General features: G+C 41.9%; 22 protein-coding genes. 21 read left to right on the top strand and 1 reads right to left on the bottom strand.

Going from position 1 to position 19,680, the window contains the following annotated elements:
* The first annotated feature begins 111 nt into the window (after positions 1 to 111).
* From SM122_RS05965 to glmS, 3 genes are all read left to right on the top strand, one after another.
* Positions 112 to 807 (top strand): gamma-glutamyl-gamma-aminobutyrate hydrolase family protein, encoded by a 696-nt coding sequence (locus tag SM122_RS05965; protein ID WP_021154354.1) that lies wholly within the window; start codon positions 112 to 114, stop codon positions 805 to 807.
* 134 nt (positions 808 to 941) lie between these two features.
* Positions 942 to 2,327: a glycoside hydrolase family 1 protein gene (locus SM122_RS05960; protein ID WP_003009948.1), complete on the top strand. Its 1,386-nt coding sequence runs from the start codon at positions 942 to 944 to the stop codon at positions 2,325 to 2,327.
* A gap of 232 nt (positions 2,328 to 2,559) precedes the next feature.
* Complete coding sequence (gene glmS, locus SM122_RS05955; RefSeq protein WP_155169344.1) at positions 2,560 to 4,368, top strand: glutamine--fructose-6-phosphate transaminase (isomerizing); 1,809 nt, start codon at positions 2,560 to 2,562, stop codon at positions 4,366 to 4,368.
* Positions 4,369 to 4,430: 62 nt separating this feature from the next.
* Here the strand turns inward: glmS and SM122_RS05950 are convergent, their stop codons facing one another.
* Positions 4,431 to 5,288: a 5'-nucleotidase, lipoprotein e(P4) family gene (locus SM122_RS05950; protein WP_324737874.1), complete on the bottom strand. Its 858-nt coding sequence runs from the start codon at positions 5,286 to 5,288 to the stop codon at positions 4,431 to 4,433.
* Positions 5,289 to 5,722: 434 nt separating this feature from the next.
* Between SM122_RS05950 and SM122_RS05945 the strand changes: the two genes are divergently transcribed.
* The 18 genes from SM122_RS05945 to SM122_RS05860 all read left to right on the top strand — a co-directional run bounded on the left by SM122_RS05945 (position 5,723) and on the right by SM122_RS05860 (position 19,678).
* Entirely contained in the window at positions 5,723 to 6,724 is a 1,002-nt protein-coding gene (locus SM122_RS05945; protein WP_045759043.1) for a uroporphyrinogen decarboxylase family protein, read from the top strand.
* A gap of 17 nt (positions 6,725 to 6,741) precedes the next feature.
* A complete protein-coding gene (locus SM122_RS05940; RefSeq protein ID WP_049482364.1) occupies positions 6,742 to 6,942 on the top strand; it encodes a hypothetical protein in 201 nt (66 codons plus the stop codon).
* Between the two features lie 98 nt (positions 6,943 to 7,040).
* Positions 7,041 to 8,042: a uroporphyrinogen decarboxylase family protein gene (locus tag SM122_RS05935; protein ID WP_272107055.1), complete on the top strand. Its 1,002-nt coding sequence runs from the start codon at positions 7,041 to 7,043 to the stop codon at positions 8,040 to 8,042.
* Positions 8,043 to 8,070: 28 nt separating this feature from the next.
* On the top strand, positions 8,071 to 8,949 hold the full coding sequence (locus tag SM122_RS05930; RefSeq protein WP_049514944.1) for a transporter substrate-binding domain-containing protein: 879 nt from the start codon (positions 8,071 to 8,073) through the stop codon (positions 8,947 to 8,949).
* Between the two features lie 66 nt (positions 8,950 to 9,015).
* Positions 9,016 to 9,708, top strand: coding sequence for an amino acid ABC transporter permease (locus SM122_RS05925; protein WP_049514943.1), 693 nt, complete (start codon positions 9,016 to 9,018; stop codon positions 9,706 to 9,708).
* Between the two features lie 3 nt (positions 9,709 to 9,711).
* Entirely contained in the window at positions 9,712 to 10,398 is a 687-nt protein-coding gene (locus SM122_RS05920; RefSeq protein ID WP_003004305.1) for an amino acid ABC transporter permease, read from the top strand.
* A gap of 19 nt (positions 10,399 to 10,417) precedes the next feature.
* Positions 10,418 to 11,182 carry an amino acid ABC transporter ATP-binding protein gene (locus SM122_RS05915; protein WP_195327183.1) on the top strand — a complete coding sequence of 255 codons (765 nt, stop codon included), beginning with the start codon at positions 10,418 to 10,420 and terminating at the stop codon, positions 11,180 to 11,182.
* A gap of 105 nt (positions 11,183 to 11,287) precedes the next feature.
* Positions 11,288 to 11,686: a DUF1310 family protein gene (locus tag SM122_RS05910; protein WP_070448947.1), complete on the top strand. Its 399-nt coding sequence runs from the start codon at positions 11,288 to 11,290 to the stop codon at positions 11,684 to 11,686.
* 19 nt (positions 11,687 to 11,705) lie between these two features.
* On the top strand, positions 11,706 to 12,113 hold the full coding sequence (locus SM122_RS05905) for a DUF1310 family protein (RefSeq protein WP_024056359.1): 408 nt from the start codon (positions 11,706 to 11,708) through the stop codon (positions 12,111 to 12,113).
* 14 nt (positions 12,114 to 12,127) lie between these two features.
* Complete coding sequence (locus tag SM122_RS05900; protein ID WP_024056358.1) at positions 12,128 to 12,514, top strand: DUF1310 family protein; 387 nt, start codon at positions 12,128 to 12,130, stop codon at positions 12,512 to 12,514.
* 163 nt (positions 12,515 to 12,677) lie between these two features.
* Positions 12,678 to 13,073, top strand: coding sequence for a DUF1310 family protein (locus SM122_RS05895; RefSeq protein WP_024056357.1), 396 nt, complete (start codon positions 12,678 to 12,680; stop codon positions 13,071 to 13,073).
* Positions 13,063 to 14,658, top strand: coding sequence for an alpha/beta hydrolase family protein (locus tag SM122_RS05890; protein ID WP_070448949.1), 1,596 nt, complete (start codon positions 13,063 to 13,065; stop codon positions 14,656 to 14,658). The genes SM122_RS05895 and SM122_RS05890 overlap by 11 nt, the downstream gene beginning before the upstream one ends.
* Positions 14,637 to 15,017, top strand: a complete 381-nt coding sequence (locus SM122_RS05885; protein WP_024056354.1) for a hypothetical protein — start codon at positions 14,637 to 14,639, stop codon at positions 15,015 to 15,017. Before SM122_RS05890 ends, SM122_RS05885 begins: the two co-directional genes overlap by 22 nt.
* A gap of 18 nt (positions 15,018 to 15,035) precedes the next feature.
* Entirely contained in the window at positions 15,036 to 15,335 is a 300-nt protein-coding gene (locus tag SM122_RS05880) for a hypothetical protein (protein WP_024056353.1), read from the top strand.
* A gap of 355 nt (positions 15,336 to 15,690) precedes the next feature.
* Positions 15,691 to 17,820 (top strand): ATP-dependent Clp protease ATP-binding subunit, encoded by a 2,130-nt coding sequence (locus SM122_RS05875; RefSeq protein WP_324737873.1) that lies wholly within the window; start codon positions 15,691 to 15,693, stop codon positions 17,818 to 17,820.
* 225 nt (positions 17,821 to 18,045) lie between these two features.
* The gene (locus SM122_RS05870; RefSeq protein WP_003009969.1) at positions 18,046 to 18,291 is read left to right on the top strand and encodes a hypothetical protein; all 246 of its coding nucleotides are present in this window, start codon (positions 18,046 to 18,048) and stop codon (positions 18,289 to 18,291) included.
* 156 nt (positions 18,292 to 18,447) lie between these two features.
* Positions 18,448 to 18,774, top strand: a complete 327-nt coding sequence (yajC, locus tag SM122_RS05865; protein WP_003004444.1) for a preprotein translocase subunit YajC — start codon at positions 18,448 to 18,450, stop codon at positions 18,772 to 18,774.
* Positions 18,775 to 18,928: 154 nt separating this feature from the next.
* Entirely contained in the window at positions 18,929 to 19,678 is a 750-nt protein-coding gene (locus tag SM122_RS05860; RefSeq protein WP_024054624.1) for an isoprenyl transferase, read from the top strand.
* Positions 19,679 to 19,680: the final 2 nt, after the last annotated feature.

Genomic DNA, 19,680 nt, shown 5'->3' with positions numbered 1-19,680 from the left:
AGCTTTTGTTATAGAGGGAGAGACCTTCTCTTCAAAAAAACTCCATTGAGTCTGGCTTAAAATTGTGTTACAATAAGCCTTGAAGATGAATGAAAGAATATGGAAATAAGCATGAAAATAAGACCAGTGATTGGAATTACAGGAAATGAAAGACCCTTCCCAGATGATCCAGACGCGAACATGAGCTATGCGGCGACTGGTTTTGTCGAAGCGGTCAAAGAGGCAGGAGGGATTCCCTTGATCTTGCCGATTGGAGATGCGGCCTTGGCCAAAGACTACATATCGATGATTGATAAGCTCATCATCACCGGTGGACAAAATGTCTTGCCCAAGTTTTACGGAGAAGAAATCACCATCGACAGTGATGACTACCTCTTGAAACGCGATCTCTTTGAGTTGGCCTTGATTGAAGAAGCGCGTGCGGCTAAAAAAGCTATCTTTACCGTTTGCCGTGGGACCCAGCTCTATAATGTCGCTCTAGGGGGAACTCTGTATCAAGATATTGAACACCACTGGCAGGACAATCCAGGTCAGTACACCAGTCAAGAGTTGGTGACCAAGGATCAGACGGTCCTGCAAGAGATCTATGGTAAGACCAGTCGCATCAATTCTTTCCATCATCAAAGTATTAAAGACTTGGCAGATGGCTTAGAAGTAATCGCGCGGGATCCTAAAGATGACATCATAGAAGCCGTTCAATCCACAGATGAGAGCCGTTTCCTCGGAGTTCAGTGGCATCCAGAACTACGTTTTGACAAGAGCCCAGCAGATCGCAAGCTCTTTGAATATGTCGTGACTCAATTATAAAGAGGACCAGCTCCCTTAGGAATTTTTCCTAAGGGGCTTTTTCTTTAATCTGCGTAAGAAAGACTGTAAATTGTGCCTAGGTTTTGGAGGAGGATGCGCTACAATAGAGCTAGTAGAATGAGGAGGATTAGGACATGTATCAATTTCCAAAGGATTTTTTATGGGGGAGTTCGACCTCGGGGCCTCAAACAGAAGGACGTCTAGCCCAGGATGGAAAGGGAGACAATCTCTGGGATTACTGGTATAGGGTCGAGCCCAACCGCTTTTATCAAGGGCAAGGACCAGAGAAAACATCGACTTTTTATGAACACTGGGAAGAAGATCTGGACCTCTTGTTAGAAACCGGCCACACGGCCTTTCGAACCTCTATCCAGTGGTCACGTATTTTCCCAGAAGGACGAGGGGAGATCAATCAAGCAGGTGTTGATTTCTACCGCCGTGTCTTTGAAAAGATTAAAGAAAAAGGGATTCACCTCTTGGTCAACCTCTATCATTTTGATTTACCGATGGCTCTTCAAGAGCAAGGGGATGGTTGGGAAAATAAAGAAACCGCCTATGCTTACCAGGAATATGCGCGTTTTTGTTTCAAGACCTATGGAGATCTGGTCGATCAGTGGATCACCTTTAATGAACCTATTGTCCCTGTAGAATTTGGTTATTTTTATGATGCCCATTTTCCTCATAAGGTAGACGCAGCAGCAGCTGTTAAAGTAGCCTACCACACCCAGCTAGCAAGCTCTCTAGCAGTTAAGGCCTGTCATGAGGTGGATCCTAATTACCGTATCGGGATTGTGCTCAATTTGACACCAGCCTATCCTCGGAGCCAGCATCCAGAAGATGTGAAAGCTGCGCGTATTGCCGAGCTCTTTCAAGCCAAATCTTTTTTAGATCCATCTGTTCTTGGTCATTATCCTGAAGAATTAGTGGAGATCCTACGGGAGCGCGATCTCTTACCGGATTATGATCCCTTTGAATTGCGCTTGATCGAGGAAAATACGGTGGATTACCTAGGGGTTAACTATTACCAACCACTCCGTGTGGCGGCTCCTCGTTATGCTCCAAATCCAGCATCTCCCCTACTCTTTGAACAATTTTATGAACCCTATGTCATGCCAGGTCGCAAGATCAATCCCCACCGAGGTTGGGAAATCTATGAGCAAGGCTTGTATGACATTGCCCAAAATATCAAGGAAAACTATGGCAATATCGAGTGGATCCTGACCGAAAACGGGATGGGAGTTGAAGGAGAGGAAAAATTTCGCAAGGATGGAGTGATCCAAGACGATTACCGGATTGACTTTGTCAAAGACCATCTTCGCGAGCTCCACCGGGCTATTCAAGATGGTGCCAACTGTAAAGGCTATCTGATCTGGACCTTTATTGACTGCTGGTCATGGCTCAATGGCTACAAGAACCGCTATGGTTTAGTTGAGTTGGAGCTCGAAAGTCAAAAACGAACCCTCAAAAAATCTGGTCATTGGTTCCGTAAGTTGAGTCAGCGGAATGGATTTGAAGAGTAGAAAAAGCAACCTATCAACCAAGATGTTGATAGGTTTTTCTTAACCCTCCCTTAACTAGACCAATTTTCTTGAATTTCCTAGTTGACAAACTGGAAGAAACATTGTATACTGACTCCGCTGGTTGCTTTTTGGTCAAATTAGACTAGACCAATTTTAAAGTAACTGAGAAATCGACCATGGGTCGTTTGACTAAGTAAAGGGGAAAGTATAGCAAGGCTATATCGTAAAAACTATGTGCGGAATCGTTGGTGTTGTAGGAAATACAAATGCTACTGATATTTTGATTCAAGGACTTGAAAAACTCGAATACCGAGGCTATGACTCTGCGGGTGTTTTTCTGGCTAGTGAAGGCAAGAGCCAATTGGTAAAGGCAGTTGGCCGTATTGCAGAATTGTCAACTAAGGCGGAAGGTGTCGAAGGGACAGCTGGGATTGGACATACCCGTTGGGCCACTCATGGAAAACCAACTGAGGACAATGCTCACCCACACCGCTCTGAAACAGGTCGCTTTGTGTTGGTCCACAATGGGGTGATTGAAAACTACCTTGAAATCAAGGAAGAATACCTAGCCGGTCACCATTTCAAGGGGCAAACAGATACAGAAATCGCCGCCCACTTGATCGGAAAATTTGCTGAAGAAGATGGCTTGTCTACGCTCGAAGCCTTCAAAAAAGCCCTCCACATCATCCGTGGGGCCTATGCTTTTGCTTTGATGGATGCGGAAGATCCAAGCACCATCTATGTGGCAAAAAATAAATCACCACTCTTGATCGGTCTTGGCGATGGTTACAATATGGTCTGCTCTGATGCCATGGCCATGATTCGTGAAACCAACCAATACATGGAAATCCATGACCAAGAGTTGGTCATTGTCAAGGCTGATAGCGTTGAAGTGCAAGACTATGATGGAAACGTCAAAGAACGGGCTAGCTACACGGCTGAACTTGACCTTTCTGATATTGGAAAAGGGACTTACCCATACTACATGCTCAAGGAAATCGATGAGCAACCAACTGTCATGCGTAAGTTGATCCAAGCCTATACAGATGAATCTGGTCAAGTAGTAGTAGACCCAGCTATTATCAAGGCTGTTCAAGAAGCAGACCGCATCTATATCCTTGCGGCTGGTACCTCTTACCATGCTGGATTTGCGTCTAAAAAAATGTTGGAAGAGTTGACGGATACCCCAGTAGAACTCGGTATTTCATCTGAGTGGGGGTATGGTATGCCACTTCTCAGCAAGAAACCACTCTTCATCTTTATCAGCCAATCTGGTGAAACAGCCGATAGCCGCCAAGTATTGGTCAAAGCCAATGAAATGGGCATTCCAAGCTTGACAGTGACCAATGTTCCAGGTTCAACTCTTTCACGTGAAGCAGACATGACCATGTTGCTCCATGCTGGTCCTGAAATTGCGGTAGCTTCTTCTAAGGCTTATACGGCTCAAATCGCAGCCCTTGCCTTTCTGGCGAAAGCTGTTGGGGAAGCTAATGGCAATGAGAAGGCCAAAGCCTTTGATTTGGTGCACGAATTGTCTATCGTTGCCCAATCGATCGAATCAACCCTTTCAGAAAAAGAAGTGATCGATGAAAAAGTTCGTGGCTTGTTGGAAACAACCCGCAATGCTTTCTATATCGGACGTGGCCAAGATTACTATGTTGCCATGGAAGCCAGTCTGAAATTAAAAGAAATTTCTTACATCCAATGTGAAGGCTTCGCTGCGGGTGAGTTGAAACACGGGACCATCGCTCTGATCGAAGAGGGTACACCGGTTATCGCCCTCTTGTCTGATCCAGTCCTAGCCAGCCACACACGTGGAAACATCCAAGAAGTGGCAGCACGTGGGGCTCATGTTTTAACCATTGCAGAGGAAAATGTTGCTAAAGAGACAGATGATTTGGTCTTGACAGCGGTTCACCCTTACCTCTCTCCAATCTCAATGGTAGTACCAACCCAATTGATTGCCTACTTTGCAACCCTTCATCGTGGGCTCGATGTTGATAAACCACGGAACCTTGCTAAGTCTGTAACAGTTGAATAAAATTATCTGTTCTATATAGAAAAAACATCCTCGTTAGGTTTTTCCTAGCGAGGATGTTTGCTTTATTTTTCAAAACCTTGCAAGGCTTTGAGGCGTTCTTCTGTTTGTCCCTTGGCATCTAGTTTTTTACCTTGGTAGACAGCAGATTCCCATGATCCATACATTGGATTTGGGAAGATGATGAATTTTTCACCAAATTCTTTTTGCAATTCGTCCAATTTCTTGTCGCGATCAGCTTCAGATGTCTTAGAGAAGTCTGCAAAGTCAACCAGGTTGTCCCCAAAAAGCAAGACAAGATTGGTCTTTTCTTGTACAGCTTGGCGACGGCCTTCTTTTGATTTGACGCCATCTTCTAAGAACATGAGGTGGTCACGTCCTTGAACAGGAATGCCTTCTTTTTCAAGGTTCTTAATGGTATCATCTACTTGAGAGGTTGTACGGTCAGAAATGTAGTAGATTTGAACCCCGTTTTGATCCGCATATTGAAGGAAATCTTTGGCACCTGGCACCGCTTTTGCGGCTGCTTTTTTCACCCAAACATCCCAATCTTTAGGATTGAAGGCCGTACCATCTTTGACGTTTTGAACTTGGTAAGGGCTGTTGTCTAAAACAGTTTCGTCCAAATCCAAGACGATGGAATAAGGCTTATCAGAAGGAGTTTGGAGGATCACTTTCAAACGGTCAGTAGCGACATTGTAGCCTTGTAAATACAAAGCCTTGGTTTCTGCTGCCTTTTGGTACCAGAGAACAGACATGGTATTTTCTTGTGAGCGCTGCTGATCATAGGTCATCGTCACCTGATTTTTAGTGCTACTTGCTTTTGTCTCTTGCGTTTTGTTGGTGTTGCTTCCACAACTCGTCAGTAAAATGACAGAAGCAAGAGCAGAAACGATGGTAAAGGTGGTTTTTGTTGTTTTCATAAACCGTACACTCCTTAAAATTATTCTATAAAAATTATACTCCTTTCAATCTTGCCTGACAAGAAAGAGAAGAAGGTGTCTAGGAATCGGTGAAAAGAAAAAGAAGGAAAAACGCTGCTATGAAAGGTTTCTTCGCCTCAACATATGCTATTTTTTCCTTTAAAAGAAGGGATATAGTTTTCTGCTATAACCGGATCAAGAAAAGATCAAAGCATCCCTTTTCTTCTAAAATGAAACAATAAAGAAAGATACTCGCAAGTCCCTATTTTCAAGCACTTGCGTTTTTTTGATGCCTTTCTCAATAAAGAAATTTTAAGGCCTTGATAGGGAAAATATATTAGTCAGCTACTTTTTGAGGTGATATCATGGTTACAAATTCCAGAAGGAAAGCAGTCAGTCTTTCTGTTGGAGAAATATTGAGGAGGATGTACAGTATGAGTAAAAAAGAATTGGTTCTTCGTGCCATTCGAGGCGAAACAGTAGAGCGAATCCCTGTAGGATTTTGGCTCCATTATGTGACCCAAGAAGAAAAAGAATTGGGTCTAGACAATCCGGCTGTAGTAGAAAAAAGTATTAAGGGCCACCAACACTATGTAGAAGAAATTTCACCTGATTTTGTCAAGATCATGAGTGATGGCTTCTTCCGCTATCCGAGTGCTCTTTATTCGAGAGAGATCAGATCGATCCGAGAATTGAAGGATATTCAACCGATTGGAGAGCATCATCCATGGATTGAAAAACAAATCGAGGTGGTCAAGGAAATTTGTTCTCATTTCCATGAAGAGATTGCTTCTTTCTACAATATCTTCTCGCCCATTTCTTATTTGAAACGCTGGTTCCGTACGGATCAATCTCGTGGAGACCAAGTGATTGCAGACTTTATCAAGGAAGATCCAGAAACTTTAGCTCATGTCCTTGACGTGATTGCAGGAGACATCGCTACTTTAAGTCGTCGCTTGATCCAAGAAGCAGGTATTGAAGGTATTTACTTTTCAACCCAGCAGATCCAAGATGAGCGTGTGACAGATGAAGAATACCGCAAGTTCATTGAGCCTAGCAGCATCGCTGTCCTAGAAGCAGCCAATGAAGCTGGAGGCATCAATATCCTTCATATTTGTGGTTTTGAAGGGGCCAGCAATGAAGTGGAGCTCTTCAAGGATTATCCAGCCCAAGTCATTAACTGGGCGACCCATCATGAAGGCCTTAGCCTAGCCGCAGGTCGTAAACTTTTCGGCGATCGTGCCGTCTTGGGTGGCTTTGTCAATGGCAAGAAAGGTTTGCTCTACCAAGGGGAACGAGAAGCTATTGAGCAAGAAACGCGTCGCTTGGTGGCTGAAGCCGGAAGTCGTGGTTTGATTCTTGGAGCAGACTGCACCGTGCCAGATGATTTCCAATTGGAACGCTTAGATTGGGTGCGTCAAGCAGCCGTATTGTAAAAAGAAAGGAGAGGGAGATGAAAAAGATCAATGTATGGTGTATCCTGGTAACCGTTTTGTTTTTGCTTCTCGGGCTTAGTAAAGTTGCTCTAGCAAGCAGTCATGGGATTGTACGGAAAGATCCGGACATCGAAAAATTGGAGAAAATTCCAGCCCATAGTCTCTCTCTCCTTCGCCCCTCTGATATAGCGGGAATTTTACTTCTTGAAGATCAGTGATAAAAAAAGATGAAGAGCTTGATAAAAAATATATATTAGTCAAAGCATAATTGAAGTGATAAGATAACAAACAAGAAAAGATGGAACGAGGTAAGAACATGTCAGCAAAAAGAGAATTAGTGTTAAAAGCTTTTAAAGGAGAAGCAGTTGATCGTGTGCCAGTTGGATTTTGGCACCATTTCACGACAGAAGAAGAGTGGCTAAAAGGATTTTCAAATCCTGAAATTATTGAAAAAAACCTGAAGGGTCATCAAAACTTCCTTCACAAGGTCCAACCAGACTTTGTCAAACTCATGAGTGATGGCTACTTTGCTTATCCAAATCCAGCCATTCACAAAGGCCTTGAAAACATCTCTGACTTAGCAGGAATTGAACCTCTCGGAGCCGATCATCCATGGATCACAGAGCAGGTAGAGCTTGTGAAAAAAATCCGTGTCGGTTTTGAAGAGGACATTGTAGCCATCTACAATATCTTTGCTCCAGTAACTTACTTTAAATGGTTGGTCGGAGAAGTTTCAGGAGGAGATGACTTGATCGCAAACTTCATCGATCAAGATGCTGCAACCCTTAAAAAAGTATTGGATACGATTGGTCAAGATATTGCAAGTTTGAGCCAACGCATCATTAAAGAAGCAGGAGCAGACGGGATCTACCTCAGTGTTCAAAGTATCCAAGATGCGCGCGTGAGCCAAGAAGTTTATAAAAATAGTATTGCACCGAGTGAACTCCATGTCTTAGAGACAGCTAAGGAAGCAGGTGGGGTAAATATCCTTCATATCTGTGGCTACGAAGGGGCTCGCAATGATATCCATCTCTTCACAGACTACCCAGCTCAAGTCATTAACTGGGCAGTTGGACCAGAAGGAATCAGCCTAGCAGAAGGACGCGAAATCTTCGGTGGACGTACGGTTCTTGGTGGCTTTGAAAATGGCAAAAATGGTCTTCTCTATACAGGAGACAAGGCTGCGATTCAAGCAGAAACCAAACGCATCATCGCAGAAACCGGAACCACAGGCTTGGTCATCGGTGCCGATTGTACGATTCCAAGTGACATTGATGAAGAGCGAATCGAATGGATTCGTGAAGCTGCAGCAGAATAAGAAAAAATAGAATCAGGGAGAACAGAGTATGAGTAAAAAAACATGGATTATCGGTGGGGTGGCCGTTCTTGCCCTTGCAGGTGCAACCATTCTTGGACGGAGCTTGAACCATGCAAACGATAGCAAAGGCTCAACAGGATCTAATAAAGTAACAACCTTGAAAGTAGCCCACACGCAAAACTACGTGCCTTATGATTTCGTCGATGAAAAAGGAGAATCAGATGGTTATGAAGTAGCCGTTCTCAAAGCTATTGACGAAAAATTACCAGACTACAAGTTTGAGTACACTGGAACAAGTGATGACGACCTTTTGATCGGTCTAGAATCTGGTAAGTATGATATCGGAACTAAAGGAGCTTGGTATACAGAAGAACGCGCCAAGAAATTTATCATTCCAAAAGAACCAATCGGAGCAAGTATCATCGGGTTTACCGTACGAAAAGAAGATGCGGATAAATACAAGAACATTGATGACTTTGCGAAAGAAAAAGGGAAATTGGTTCCAATTTCACCACAAAATGCGCAATGGAATGTTATTAAAGAATACAATGAAAAGCATAAGGACCAACAAATCGAATTAACAGCTGCCGAATCGTTCAAAGTCGCAGATGCTTATGCTTGGGTACTTGAAGGTCGTTACGATGCCTTCTTTGACATCAAACTTTCCTTTGAAAAAGCTGTCACAGATAAAGATGGTTCTTACCACCAATACGCAGACAAACTCAGCTGGTTTGCCTACAAAGGAATTCCAACTTATCCATTGATCCATAAGGATAAGAAAAACGAAAAATTTGCGGAAGAATACAGCAAGGCCATCAAAGAATTGGAAAAAGATGGAACGCTTGCGAAATTGTCGAAAAAATATTTCGGTGAAGATGTCTTCAGTTATGTAGATAAAGAGAAATAAGATGGAACTGGGTGCGCATAGCCCCAGCTTCCTTATTTCTATCCGGATATAGAAAGGAAAAGAAACATGGTCTCATACGACATTTCCAAGGTCTGGTCATTTCTTCCAACCTTGGTCCAAGCTCTACCAGCGACCTTAGCTTTGATGGTGTTAACGACGCTTCTTGGTTCTGCATTTGGCTTGGTTTTGACTTGGGCACAAGTATCAGAAGAGAAGGTAGGAGCAGGTCTGGCAAAAGGCTATGTCTTTACTTTGCGTTGTACCCCTCCGATTGTCTTGCTCTTCTTGGTCTTTTATGGGCTCCCCCAATTTTTGAACTGGTGGTTGGGTATTGACATTGATCACTGGTCCAAGTTTGTCTTTGTTCTTGTGGCCATGTTTCTTCTCTTTGCGGCTATGATTTCTGAGGTCTTTAAGGCAGCCTATTTGGCCATTCCCAAAGGTCAGATGGAGGCAGGCTTGAGTATTGGCTTGACGCCAGCTCAAACCATTTGGCGGATTGTCCTTCCCCAAGCCTTTCGCGTGGCTCTTCCAAATATGACGACGGCCATCTTGAACCTCATGCGCGACGCCGCTTTGGCTTATACCATTGGCTTTATCGATATCATGGGAGCAGGAAACAACTTGATCAGTCGTAATCTTGGGAATTATTCCCTCGAGACCTATACAGCCGTAGCAGTGATTTACTGGGGAATTGCCCTTGTAATCTCCCTCTCAGCTCAACTCCTTGAGAAACGACTCAGCGTAACAGAAAGGTAGCTTATGGATTTCAATTTTATTAGTAAAACATTTCTAGCCACCTTGGGTGGTGTTCCAGTGACCCTTCTGATCATGGTCGTATCGATCCTCTTGAGTTTTTTTCCAGCCCTCTTTTTGGCGCTCGGTCAGATCTATAAGGTCAAAGGGGTTCGCAGTTTCTCAGTGGTTTACTTAGCCTTTATTCGCGCGACTCCTCCGATTCTCTTAATTCTCTTCTTTTATAGTCTCTTTCCCAGTCTCTTAAATAGCTTTTTTAAGAGTATTGGCAGTCACTTTAATGTCTTTGAGATCAATCCCATTTACTATGCCTTTATCATCTTTAGCTTGATGACAACAGGGAGTCTGGCTGAAATTCTACGCTCAGCCATCCTGACGGTAGATAAGGGCCAGCTAGAAGCAGCGCAAGCCATTGGTTTGACCAATCGTCAAGCCTATATCCGCATTGTTTTTCCACAAGCCCTGCGTTCAGCCCTTCCAAATTTGTGTAACCTGGTCATCAACTTGGTCAAAGGAACTTCCCTTGTCTTTGTCATGACGATCAAGGATATCACCGCCATCGCCAAGGTCGAAGCCTCTTATGGTTATCAATATTTTGAATCCTATCTCGTGATTTTTATTCTTTATATTGTCATTTGTGGGGTGATTCAGTGGGGATTCAACCTCTTGGAAAAACGCCTGACACTCGCATAGAAGAAGGAGAAATAAGAAGATGTTAGAAGTAGAACACGTATCGAAAAAATTTAAGGACCACCAAGTCCTGGTAGATGTTAATCTCAAGGTCAACCAAGGGGATGTCGTCGTTATTTTGGGTCCATCTGGATCAGGAAAAACAACCTTCCTTCGCTGCCTCAATCACTTAGAAAAGGCAGATACAGGCCACCTAACCCTAGGTGGAAAAGAGTATGACCTCTCAAAACTCAGCAAAAAAGAGATTCTAGAAATCCGCCAAAAGACAGCCTTTGTCTTCCAGCATTACAATCTATTTGCCAACAAAACAGCACTTGAAAATATCTTGGAAGGCTTGATTGTAGCTCGGAAGATTCCAAAAGAAGAAGCCATCCAACGGGCGGAATCCGCCCTTGAAAAAGTTGGTCTCCTCGCTTACAAGGATTACTATCCTTCTCAATTGTCAGGTGGTCAGCAGCAACGGATCGGAATCGCGCGTGCCATCGCAGTGAAACCAGACGTGATCTTGCTGGACGAGCCGACTTCAGCGCTAGACCCAGAATTGGTTGGAGATGTCTTAGATGTCATGAAACAGCTAGCCAAAGAAGGAGTGACCATGGTTGTCGTAACCCATGAGATGGGCTTTGCGCGTGATGTGGCCAACCATGTCATCTTTATGGATGGCGGGCATATTATTGAAGAAAATGAGCCCCATGAATTCTTCAACAGTCCAAAAGAAGAACGAACCAAACAATTCCTATCACGGATTTTATCTGACGCCACTTATAGTGTCGAATACATGATTTAACAAGAGGCACACCTATGTAGGGTGTGTTTTTTGGATTCTGGAAAAAATTTAAAAATTAGCTCAATTTTTAAAAATCATTACGAATAATATAAGTGAGAGGGAAATATGACTGATAAAAAACAACGATTTGTACTACTATTCTTACTGACTTTGTTTCTAGGAGGTTGCAGTCTTTTTACGGATAAAGCTGCTGAGAGAAGAGAAATGATTCAGATTGCAGAAAGCACGAAAATGGAGCGAGCGATAAGACACTTGTTAATCAGTATCGATCCGAAAGCTTTCACTTCAGAAGGAGTCATTCACTCCTATACCCTGATAAAAGGTGAATTGGAATACAATCCAATGGGAGGGATGAATGTTTATCTCGTGATCAATGGCGATAAAAAGTTAACGATCGATACGACTATTCAAATGGAAGATTCAGGACAGTTCGAAGCAGGTAGTTACGGTATTTCAGCAAAATTAGATGATCTGTTAAGTAAAGCAGAAGAGACTGGGAAATAAATTCATAGTGGAGTCATTCATGGAAGCATCAAAGGAAAATATGAGAACTAAAATAATAGGGACGTTATGGTTATTGCTAACCACTTTGTGCCTAGGAGGATGTAGTCTTACTACCGGACGATCAGAGCAACGAAGAGAAATGCTAGAGATTGCAGAGAGTAAGCAATCAAAAAGAGTTCTCGAAAATATATTGAGACAAGAAGATCCCAATGCCTTGACAGCGGAGGGGATTGTGAAGTCATATAAAATTAATATCCACCGGCTGAGATCTCATCCCATGGGAGGTTTGACGATAGAAATGATGGTTAATGAGGATGAGAATTTAACCATTACGACAACCTTAACCCAAGAGTCTGATGGTCATATGGAACAGAATGGAGTAGTCATTTCAGGGGAATTATCCAAGAAATTAGTAAACGATAAATAAGGAATTGCAAGAGAATGAAAAAAAGATACAGTATGACCGTAATCATGATTCTGTCAGGGCTATTTCTAGGAGGATGCAGTCTTATTACCGGACAAGCTACAAAGAAACAAGAAATGATTCAGATCGCAGAGAGCAAGAAGATGAAAGTGGCGATTGAGAATATGTTAAAAAAATTAGATCCAAAAGCACTTACACCAGAAGGAAAAATTAAAACGTATAAAATTTCTAAAGATGATTTAGATTATAATCCAATGGGAGGACTATTAGTAAAAATAGTCATAAATAATGATGATAAGTTAGTTTTGAGCACAACTATACAAGAAGATGCTACTACAGGGAAATATGAAGAGACCTATTTTGGGAAAACAGAGGAGTTAAGTGATTTATTAACCAACAATTAAAATAGGTAACCAGAAACATTTTCTGAATCAAAGCTGGTATGTTACATCAATAGTTAGTGCTTGTAACCTTTTGGCAATGTTTTTTAACAAAAGTAACATTTCAGACGTTGATGGAATTTTGTATAATAAATTTTAAGAAAACTAGAAAAAGAAACGGGAAGAAATGAAAAAAAGTAAATTTATTGTGTTGATAATGGTAGTATTTAGCCTGAGCTTAGGAGGCTGTAGCTTTTTTAATGGACAATCTGCAAAAAAACAAGAAATGATTCAAATCGCAGAGAGTAAGCAAATGAAAGTGGCGATTGAAAAATATTTAAAAAAACAGGATCCAGAGGCATTAACTCCAAATGGGAAAATAAAGACTTATAGGATTTTAAAAGACAAATTAAAATATAACCCAATGGGAGGACTGATTCTAGAGGTAGTCATTAACAATGATGATACATTAATAATCAATATGACAGTTCAAGAGGAAGATTCTGGGGAATATACCGTTGCAGCGTCTGGGATGCCAAAAAAGTTAACGAGACTAATAAGAGGAGAAAGTGATGGTCATTAATTCTAATTTTTCGGATCTTCAACATCAGAAAACATCCTTATTGGAATATCAACCGTTAGAAATGGGTCAAGATTATTCTATTAACGATGGAGATGATTATATTGGTAACTTAGCTCACATCTATGATAGTGTAAATGGCAATGAAGAACAGGTCTTTGTACTAACGGATAGTGGCAAGGGGGTTGAACAAGATCCAGTCCCCTATTCTGCTTCTGATGAAGATCGCGCCCAAATCCATGATGTGACAGTTTTGATGAAGGGATCTGAAACTGAAATAAGTACACAAAAATTACTCCATGATACATTTACAGATTGGGTAGGGACAGATTTGCCAGCAGCTTCCAATATTTTGAACCCTGGTGGTGCAAGCGAGTATGCAACAGAATATGCGAAGAATTATGCGCGAGATAAGGCTAAAAATGGTTTTAACAATGCTGTAGAAGCTTTTGAAGATGCAATTATTCCTACATCTGTTAATCTTCCACCGGAGGCCACTCCCTTAGGTAGGTTCATACAAAAAGCGATGGACAATCCTGTCAGCAATTTCATACAGGAAAAAGCATCAGATGCGGTCGGCTTTTTTGCAGAAAGAACAGCCGAAGAACAGGTTAAATTTCCTGCTTTAATGGGAGCTGCTTTTTTAAAAAAATACAATGATGAAAACGGTACTTTCCCGCCTCCGCAGTTTAAAGATGCTGCAGCTCATTTGAAAGAGGTGATCCGAAAATACCCCAATGCCAAGATCGATCTATACGGTCACTCTCTGGGGTCTATGAATATTCAGTATGCGCTTGCCTGTTTGACGGAAGAGGAAGCTTCTCATATTGGGACTGTCCATCTATACAATGGCCCTAATGCCTATCCTATTTTAACACCCGAGCAAAAAGCGCGTATAGATTCGCTGAAGTACAAAATTTACAACCACATTGACCATAAAGATTTGGTTAGCTTGGGCTATCAGGATTCTGGAAGCAAGGAATCCAGTGGGATTGTCAAGCACCTCAAAACTAAAAATTTGATAAATACTGGCCTGCAGCACATGATGCATGGTTATATCTATGATAAGGATGGGAATTTGGTTCTTGAAAAGGGAACGGAAGCCATCACTCGCAAGGAAATCATTGAAGAGCGGATGAAGGTTTACTATCGCCTAAAGGATAAATTACAAAAAACAGGTGGTGGACTGAGTTCAAGTGAACAAATCTATCTCGATGCCTTGCAGGCACGCTTGGCTTCTGATGAGCTGATTCGAGTAGTGGATGAAGGGCTGGAGCAAGCTCAGAAATCTAAGGCACGACTGGATACAGATTTAGAAGCTTTGGAGAAAGTATTACAGACCGTTCCGAAAGGCTTCATTCTCAATCTTTCCGAAGTAGAAGAGGCCTATGCACAGGCTGGTGCAACAAGGCAAACAGTTGTCACTCAAGTAAGAGAAAGGTTCGACAATCGTTTGGCTGCATATCAGTCCTTATCGAATGAATTTCATGCTTTAAACGAGCAAGTGAATACAGGAATTGAGCTCTTAAAAGCAAAAGATCAAAAAATAGCAGGAGAAATGAACCAGTGGGAACAACTAGCTTATTAATTTCATCTACTCTTTCAAAAAAGGAAAAGAAACTAGATCACTTGGAAAGAGAGTTCCAAAAAGCGCGCTTGGAGCTAGATGAAAAGCGTTGCCTAGTGGAAAGAAAACAGCAGCTCTTCACCCAGATGCTGGAAGAAGAGTATGCGATGGCAGCTTCCTTTTTACAACAGCAGGAGATTGATAGCAGTTGTGAATGGGAGTCCCTCCATCGCTGTATCGAAGAGTATGATCTCGAAGCTAGAGAAGCTGCACAAGTAGCCTTAAAACAGATCGAAATCGAGGAAGAGAATTTATGGCAATCCTACCGGAAAGATAGACGCCAACTGGAAGAGGAGTTTGCACAAGATAAAGTTTCATAGTATAGAAGAGGAGGAAGTATGGGTGATAGTCCAGTCAAAGATTTCTTTGATTTAGATATGAAAGATAAGATGAGGATCATCGAAAGCCGAAAGAAACTTGAAAAAGATTTAATCCGTGTTGTCTATGCGCCCATTTTATTGGCCTGCAAGGCAGGAGTTGAGAAACGTTACAATGATGGATTGACTGCGATTACAACAGTAGCTGAAGAAGACGTCCAGGTAGTTGGAAAACAACTGGATCAGTCCATGGTGGGTCAATTTGCTAAAAACGTACAGACGGTTATTCAAGAAAAAGCTGGTAAATTTAAATCTATCTAGCCAAGAACTTCTATTTAAATATAGAATCTGGAGTGACTCCAGATTTTTTTAATAAATTTAAAAAATTATGTAAAAAAGTGTTGACAAAGAATTCAGTCTGCGTTATAATAATTTATGTAAACAAAAAGAGGTTGAAAAACCTACTGGTTTACAAGATCAATAGTGGAAAGGAGATGGTGATATGCTATTTCCAGAATTAAGACAACTAATTGATAAAAGGAAAAATAGAAACTGTTAGCCTGTAGGGCTATTATTATATAAATGAATTTAAATTATGTAAACAATCAAACAGCAGCCAATTGGTCTGCTAATTTTCAAGAATGAATTAAAATTATGTAAATTAGAGGTATACAATATGAACAACAACTTTAACAATATGGATGATCTTTTCAATCAACTAATGGGAAACATGGGTGGTTTTCGTTCTGAAAGCCGTCGCTACATGATCAACGGTCGTGAAGTGACACCAGAAAAATTCGCTATTTACCGCCAAACTGGTCAACTTCCAAATGAAGGAAGCGAGCAAGTGCAACACCATCAAGGTAAAGGAATGAAACAAGATGGGATCCTTGCAAAACTTGGTCGCAACTTGACCGAAGAAGCTCGTGAAGGAAAATTGGATCCGGTCATCGGACGTAATAAAGAAATTCAAGAAACTGCTGAAATCTTGTCTCGTCGTACCAAGAACAACCCTGTCCTTGTAGGGGATGCCGGTGTTGGTAAAACAGCAGTTGTAGAAGGTTTGGCACAAGCTATTGTGAACGGGGATGTTCCAGCTGCTATCAAGAATAAAGAAATCATCTCGATTGATATTTCTGGTCTAGAAGCTGGTACGCAATACCGTGGTAGCTTTGAAGAAAATATTCAAAATCTGATCCAAGAAGTCAAAGCTATGGGAAATGTTATTCTCTTCTTTGATGAAATCCATCAAATCCTTGGTGCAGGTAGCACAGGTGATGGTCAAGGCTCTAAAGGTCTTGCGGATATCATCAAACCTGCTCTTTCACGTGGGGAATTGACAGTCATTGGTGCAACGACTCAAGATGAATACCGTAACACTATCTTGAAGAATGCAGCTCTTGCTCGTCGTTTCAACGAAGTGAAAGTCAATGCTCCATCAGCTGAAGATACTTTCAAGATTCTCCAAGGGATCCGTGATCTTTATGAAAAACACCACAATGTCATCTTGCCAGATGAAGTTTTGAAAGCAGCAGTTGATTATTCTATCCAATACATTCCACAACGTAGCTTGCCTGATAAGGCCATTGACTTGGTCGATGTAACAGCTGCTCACTTGGCGGCTCAACATCCAGTAACAGATGTCCATGCTGTGGAACATGAAATTGAAGAAGAAAAAACCAAACAAGAAGAAGCTGCGGCTAAAGAAGATTACGAAGCAGCTTTGAAAGCAAAAGTTCGTATCGAAGAGCTTGAAAAGAAAATTGAAAACCATACAGAAGACCATAAGGTAACTGCAACAATCAACGATGTGGCTGAATCAGTAGAACGGATGACGGGTATCCCAGTGTCTCAAATGGGTGCAACTGATATCGAACGTTTGAAAGATATGGGTCACCGTTTGCAAACCAAGGTTATCGGTCAAGATAAAGCCGTTGAAGCAGTGGCACGTGCCATCCGTCGTAACCGTGCAGGATTTGACGAAGGGAACCGTCCAATCGGTAGCTTCCTCTTTGTAGGTCCTACTGGTGTCGGTAAGACTGAATTGGCTAAACAATTGGCTCTTGATATGTTCGGAACCAAAGATGCCATCATCCGTTTGGACATGTCAGAATACAGCGACCGCACAGCCGTTTCTAAATTGATTGGTACAACTGCTGGTTATGTTGGTTACGATGACAATAGCAATACTTTGACAGAACGTGTTCGCCGTAACCCTTACTCAATCGTCCTTCTCGATGAAATTGAAAAGGCAGATCCTCAAGTGATCACCCTTCTCCTTCAAGTCTTGGATGATGGTCGTTTGACAGATGGTCAAGGGAACACGGTCAACTTCAAGAACACTGTGATTATCGCCACTTCAAACGCTGGCTTTGGTTACGAAGCTAACTTGACAGAAGATGCGGATAAACCAGAACTCATGGATCGTTTGAAACCTTACTTCCGTCCAGAATTCTTGAACCGTTTCAACGCTGTCATTGAATTCTCACACTTGAGCAAGGAAGACCTTTCTAAGATTGTTGATTTGATGTTGGTAGATGTCAATAAGACCCTTTCTAAGAAAGAAATCGACTTGGCAGTGAGCGATGCAGCTAAAGAATATATGACTGAAGAAGGTTATGATGAAGTGATGGGTGTTCGTCCACTCCGTCGGGTAGTTGAACAACAAATCCGTGACAAAGTCACAGACTTCCACTTGGATAACTTGGATGCCAAACATCTCGAAGCAGACATGGAAGATGGTGTCCTTGTGATCAGAGAAAAAGACACAAAGAAGGAAGAAAACACTGATAAACAAGCAGACTAAGGCGAATTAGTTTGTGAAAAATAGAGACTGCTATCATATAGCAGTCTTTATTTTTTCTTCCCACCTGGGGGAAATTATTCGCCGTATGAGGCGAAAAATACCCTATTTGGGCTAAAAAAACATCAATAATTAGTGAAATTAATCCAATTTGAGCAAAATTATTAATAAATAAAGAAAATAAGTATATAATCTATACAAGAATAAAATTTGAGGAATGGAAGTAAGATGAGCAATACAATTGATATCTACTCAACTCCCGAATACAGAAAAGTGGAAGCCGTTGTTCAACTGATGGTTGACGGTCGCTTGACGAGCTATCGTGTCGCAACTGAAACAAACATCAGCAAAATGAGCCTAGCGACTTTGACGAAGGGAACGAGTAAAATCAAAAATATTACCTATCAAACGGCTTTGGCCTTGATTGATTGGTATGATGAGAATCATGAAAAGTATGGCATTACGATTGACTAGTCAGTAGCCCACTTTTCGTGGTTTTTTTCTTTTTCATCAAAACTTGCCTCCTCTCTGAGACTGAGGTCTGATTTTGCTTGAAGAGGATGGGGAAACTTGAAAAGACGGGCGAAATTTGATATAGTATAGCATATATGAAAATTAAAGGAGAAACATATGCAAGGCGGAAGTTTGCTAATTATGCTCGTTCTTATGGTCGGTTTGATGTACTTCATGAGCCGTAGCCAAAAGAAACAGTACCAAAAACGGATGGAAAGTTTGAATAAACTTCAAAAAGGAAATGAAGTCATCACGATTGGTGGCTTGTACGGAACCATCGATGAAGTCGATACAGATCGCAAGACCGTTGTCTTGGATGTTGATGGTGTCTACCTGACCTTTGAATTGGGAGCGATCAAAACAGTTCTTCCTGTATCAGAAGGAATCTCAGCTACTGCTACAGAAGGCGCTAGCTCAGATGCCGATTCAGCCATCGAAGAATAATCATCAAAGAAGAGGCAAAGGCCTCTTTTTTGGTGGGCAAATAGGACGATGTGATGAAGGAAAGCCTTGCTGGTTCAAAAAAGAGGCCAGAGTCCCTATTTTATGGGGATTTATGGTATAATGAAGCGATAAATATTGAAATAGGTAGAAAAACATGTTTCGTTTTAAGAAAAAAGAAAAAATCGAGATACCTTTAGAAGTCCCGAAACACATTGGGATCATTATGGATGGCAATGGTCGCTGGGCGAAAAAGCGGATGCAACCGCGCGTCTTCGGTCATAAGGCGGGGATGGAAGCTCTCCAAGAAGTGACGATTGCAGCAAAAAATATGGGGGTTCAGGTCTTGACGGTCTATGCCTTTTCTACGGAAAACTGGACACGCCCTGAAGATGAAGTCAAGTTCATTATGCACTTGCCGGTCGAGTTTTATGATCATTTCGTCCCCGAATTGCATCGCAACAATGTCAAGATTCAAATGATCGGTGATACCAAGAAATTACCAAAAGAAACGCTGGAGGCTTTGGAAAGAGCAGAAGCAATGACCCATCTCAATACAGGCTTGATCCTGAATTTCGCACTCAATTATGGTGGACGTGCTGAGATCACTCAGGCCGTGAAGCAGATCGCCCAAGAAGTCTTGGATGCGAAGTTCAGTCCAGAAGATATCACAGAAGAGATGATCGCAGATTCTCTCTATACCGAGAGTTTGCCACGCGTCCTAAGGGATCCAGATTTGATTATTCGTACCAGCGGAGAGATCCGTTTGAGTAATTTCCTTCCTTGGCAGGCTGCTTATAGTGAGTTGTATTTCACAGATGTGATGTGGCCAGATTTTGGAGAGGAAGCACTACGAAGTGCCATAGTAGAATATAGCCATCGCCATCGGAGATTTGGTGGTGTTTAGGA

The organism is Streptococcus gingivalis, assembly GCF_035544715.1.
Classification (GTDB): domain Bacteria; phylum Bacillota; class Bacilli; order Lactobacillales; family Streptococcaceae; genus Streptococcus; species Streptococcus gingivalis.
Note: the sequence above shows the minus strand (reverse complement) of the source record. Positions and strands in the feature narration are given on the sequence as shown.

Coding starts and splice junctions, on each gene's coding strand:
- SM122_RS05965 (WP_021154354.1), top strand. CDS start 112: ATGAAAATAAGACCAGTGATTGGAATTACAGGAAATGAAAGACCCTTC.
- SM122_RS05960 (WP_003009948.1), top strand. CDS start 942: ATGTATCAATTTCCAAAGGATTTTTTATGGGGGAGTTCGACCTCGGGG.
- glmS (WP_155169344.1), top strand. CDS start 2,560: ATGTGCGGAATCGTTGGTGTTGTAGGAAATACAAATGCTACTGATATT.
- SM122_RS05950 (WP_324737874.1), bottom strand. CDS start 5,288: ATGAAAACAACAAAAACCACCTTTACCATCGTTTCTGCTCTTGCTTCT.
- SM122_RS05945 (WP_045759043.1), top strand. CDS start 5,723: ATGAGTAAAAAAGAATTGGTTCTTCGTGCCATTCGAGGCGAAACAGTA.
- SM122_RS05940 (WP_049482364.1), top strand. CDS start 6,742: ATGAAAAAGATCAATGTATGGTGTATCCTGGTAACCGTTTTGTTTTTG.
- SM122_RS05935 (WP_272107055.1), top strand. CDS start 7,041: ATGTCAGCAAAAAGAGAATTAGTGTTAAAAGCTTTTAAAGGAGAAGCA.
- SM122_RS05930 (WP_049514944.1), top strand. CDS start 8,071: ATGAGTAAAAAAACATGGATTATCGGTGGGGTGGCCGTTCTTGCCCTT.
- SM122_RS05925 (WP_049514943.1), top strand. CDS start 9,016: ATGGTCTCATACGACATTTCCAAGGTCTGGTCATTTCTTCCAACCTTG.
- SM122_RS05920 (WP_003004305.1), top strand. CDS start 9,712: ATGGATTTCAATTTTATTAGTAAAACATTTCTAGCCACCTTGGGTGGT.
- SM122_RS05915 (WP_195327183.1), top strand. CDS start 10,418: ATGTTAGAAGTAGAACACGTATCGAAAAAATTTAAGGACCACCAAGTC.
- SM122_RS05910 (WP_070448947.1), top strand. CDS start 11,288: ATGACTGATAAAAAACAACGATTTGTACTACTATTCTTACTGACTTTG.
- SM122_RS05905 (WP_024056359.1), top strand. CDS start 11,706: ATGGAAGCATCAAAGGAAAATATGAGAACTAAAATAATAGGGACGTTA.
- SM122_RS05900 (WP_024056358.1), top strand. CDS start 12,128: ATGAAAAAAAGATACAGTATGACCGTAATCATGATTCTGTCAGGGCTA.
- SM122_RS05895 (WP_024056357.1), top strand. CDS start 12,678: ATGAAAAAAAGTAAATTTATTGTGTTGATAATGGTAGTATTTAGCCTG.
- SM122_RS05890 (WP_070448949.1), top strand. CDS start 13,063: ATGGTCATTAATTCTAATTTTTCGGATCTTCAACATCAGAAAACATCC.
- SM122_RS05880 (WP_024056353.1), top strand. CDS start 15,036: ATGGGTGATAGTCCAGTCAAAGATTTCTTTGATTTAGATATGAAAGAT.
- SM122_RS05875 (WP_324737873.1), top strand. CDS start 15,691: ATGAACAACAACTTTAACAATATGGATGATCTTTTCAATCAACTAATG.
- SM122_RS05870 (WP_003009969.1), top strand. CDS start 18,046: ATGAGCAATACAATTGATATCTACTCAACTCCCGAATACAGAAAAGTG.
- yajC (WP_003004444.1), top strand. CDS start 18,448: ATGCAAGGCGGAAGTTTGCTAATTATGCTCGTTCTTATGGTCGGTTTG.
- SM122_RS05860 (WP_024054624.1), top strand. CDS start 18,929: ATGTTTCGTTTTAAGAAAAAAGAAAAAATCGAGATACCTTTAGAAGTC.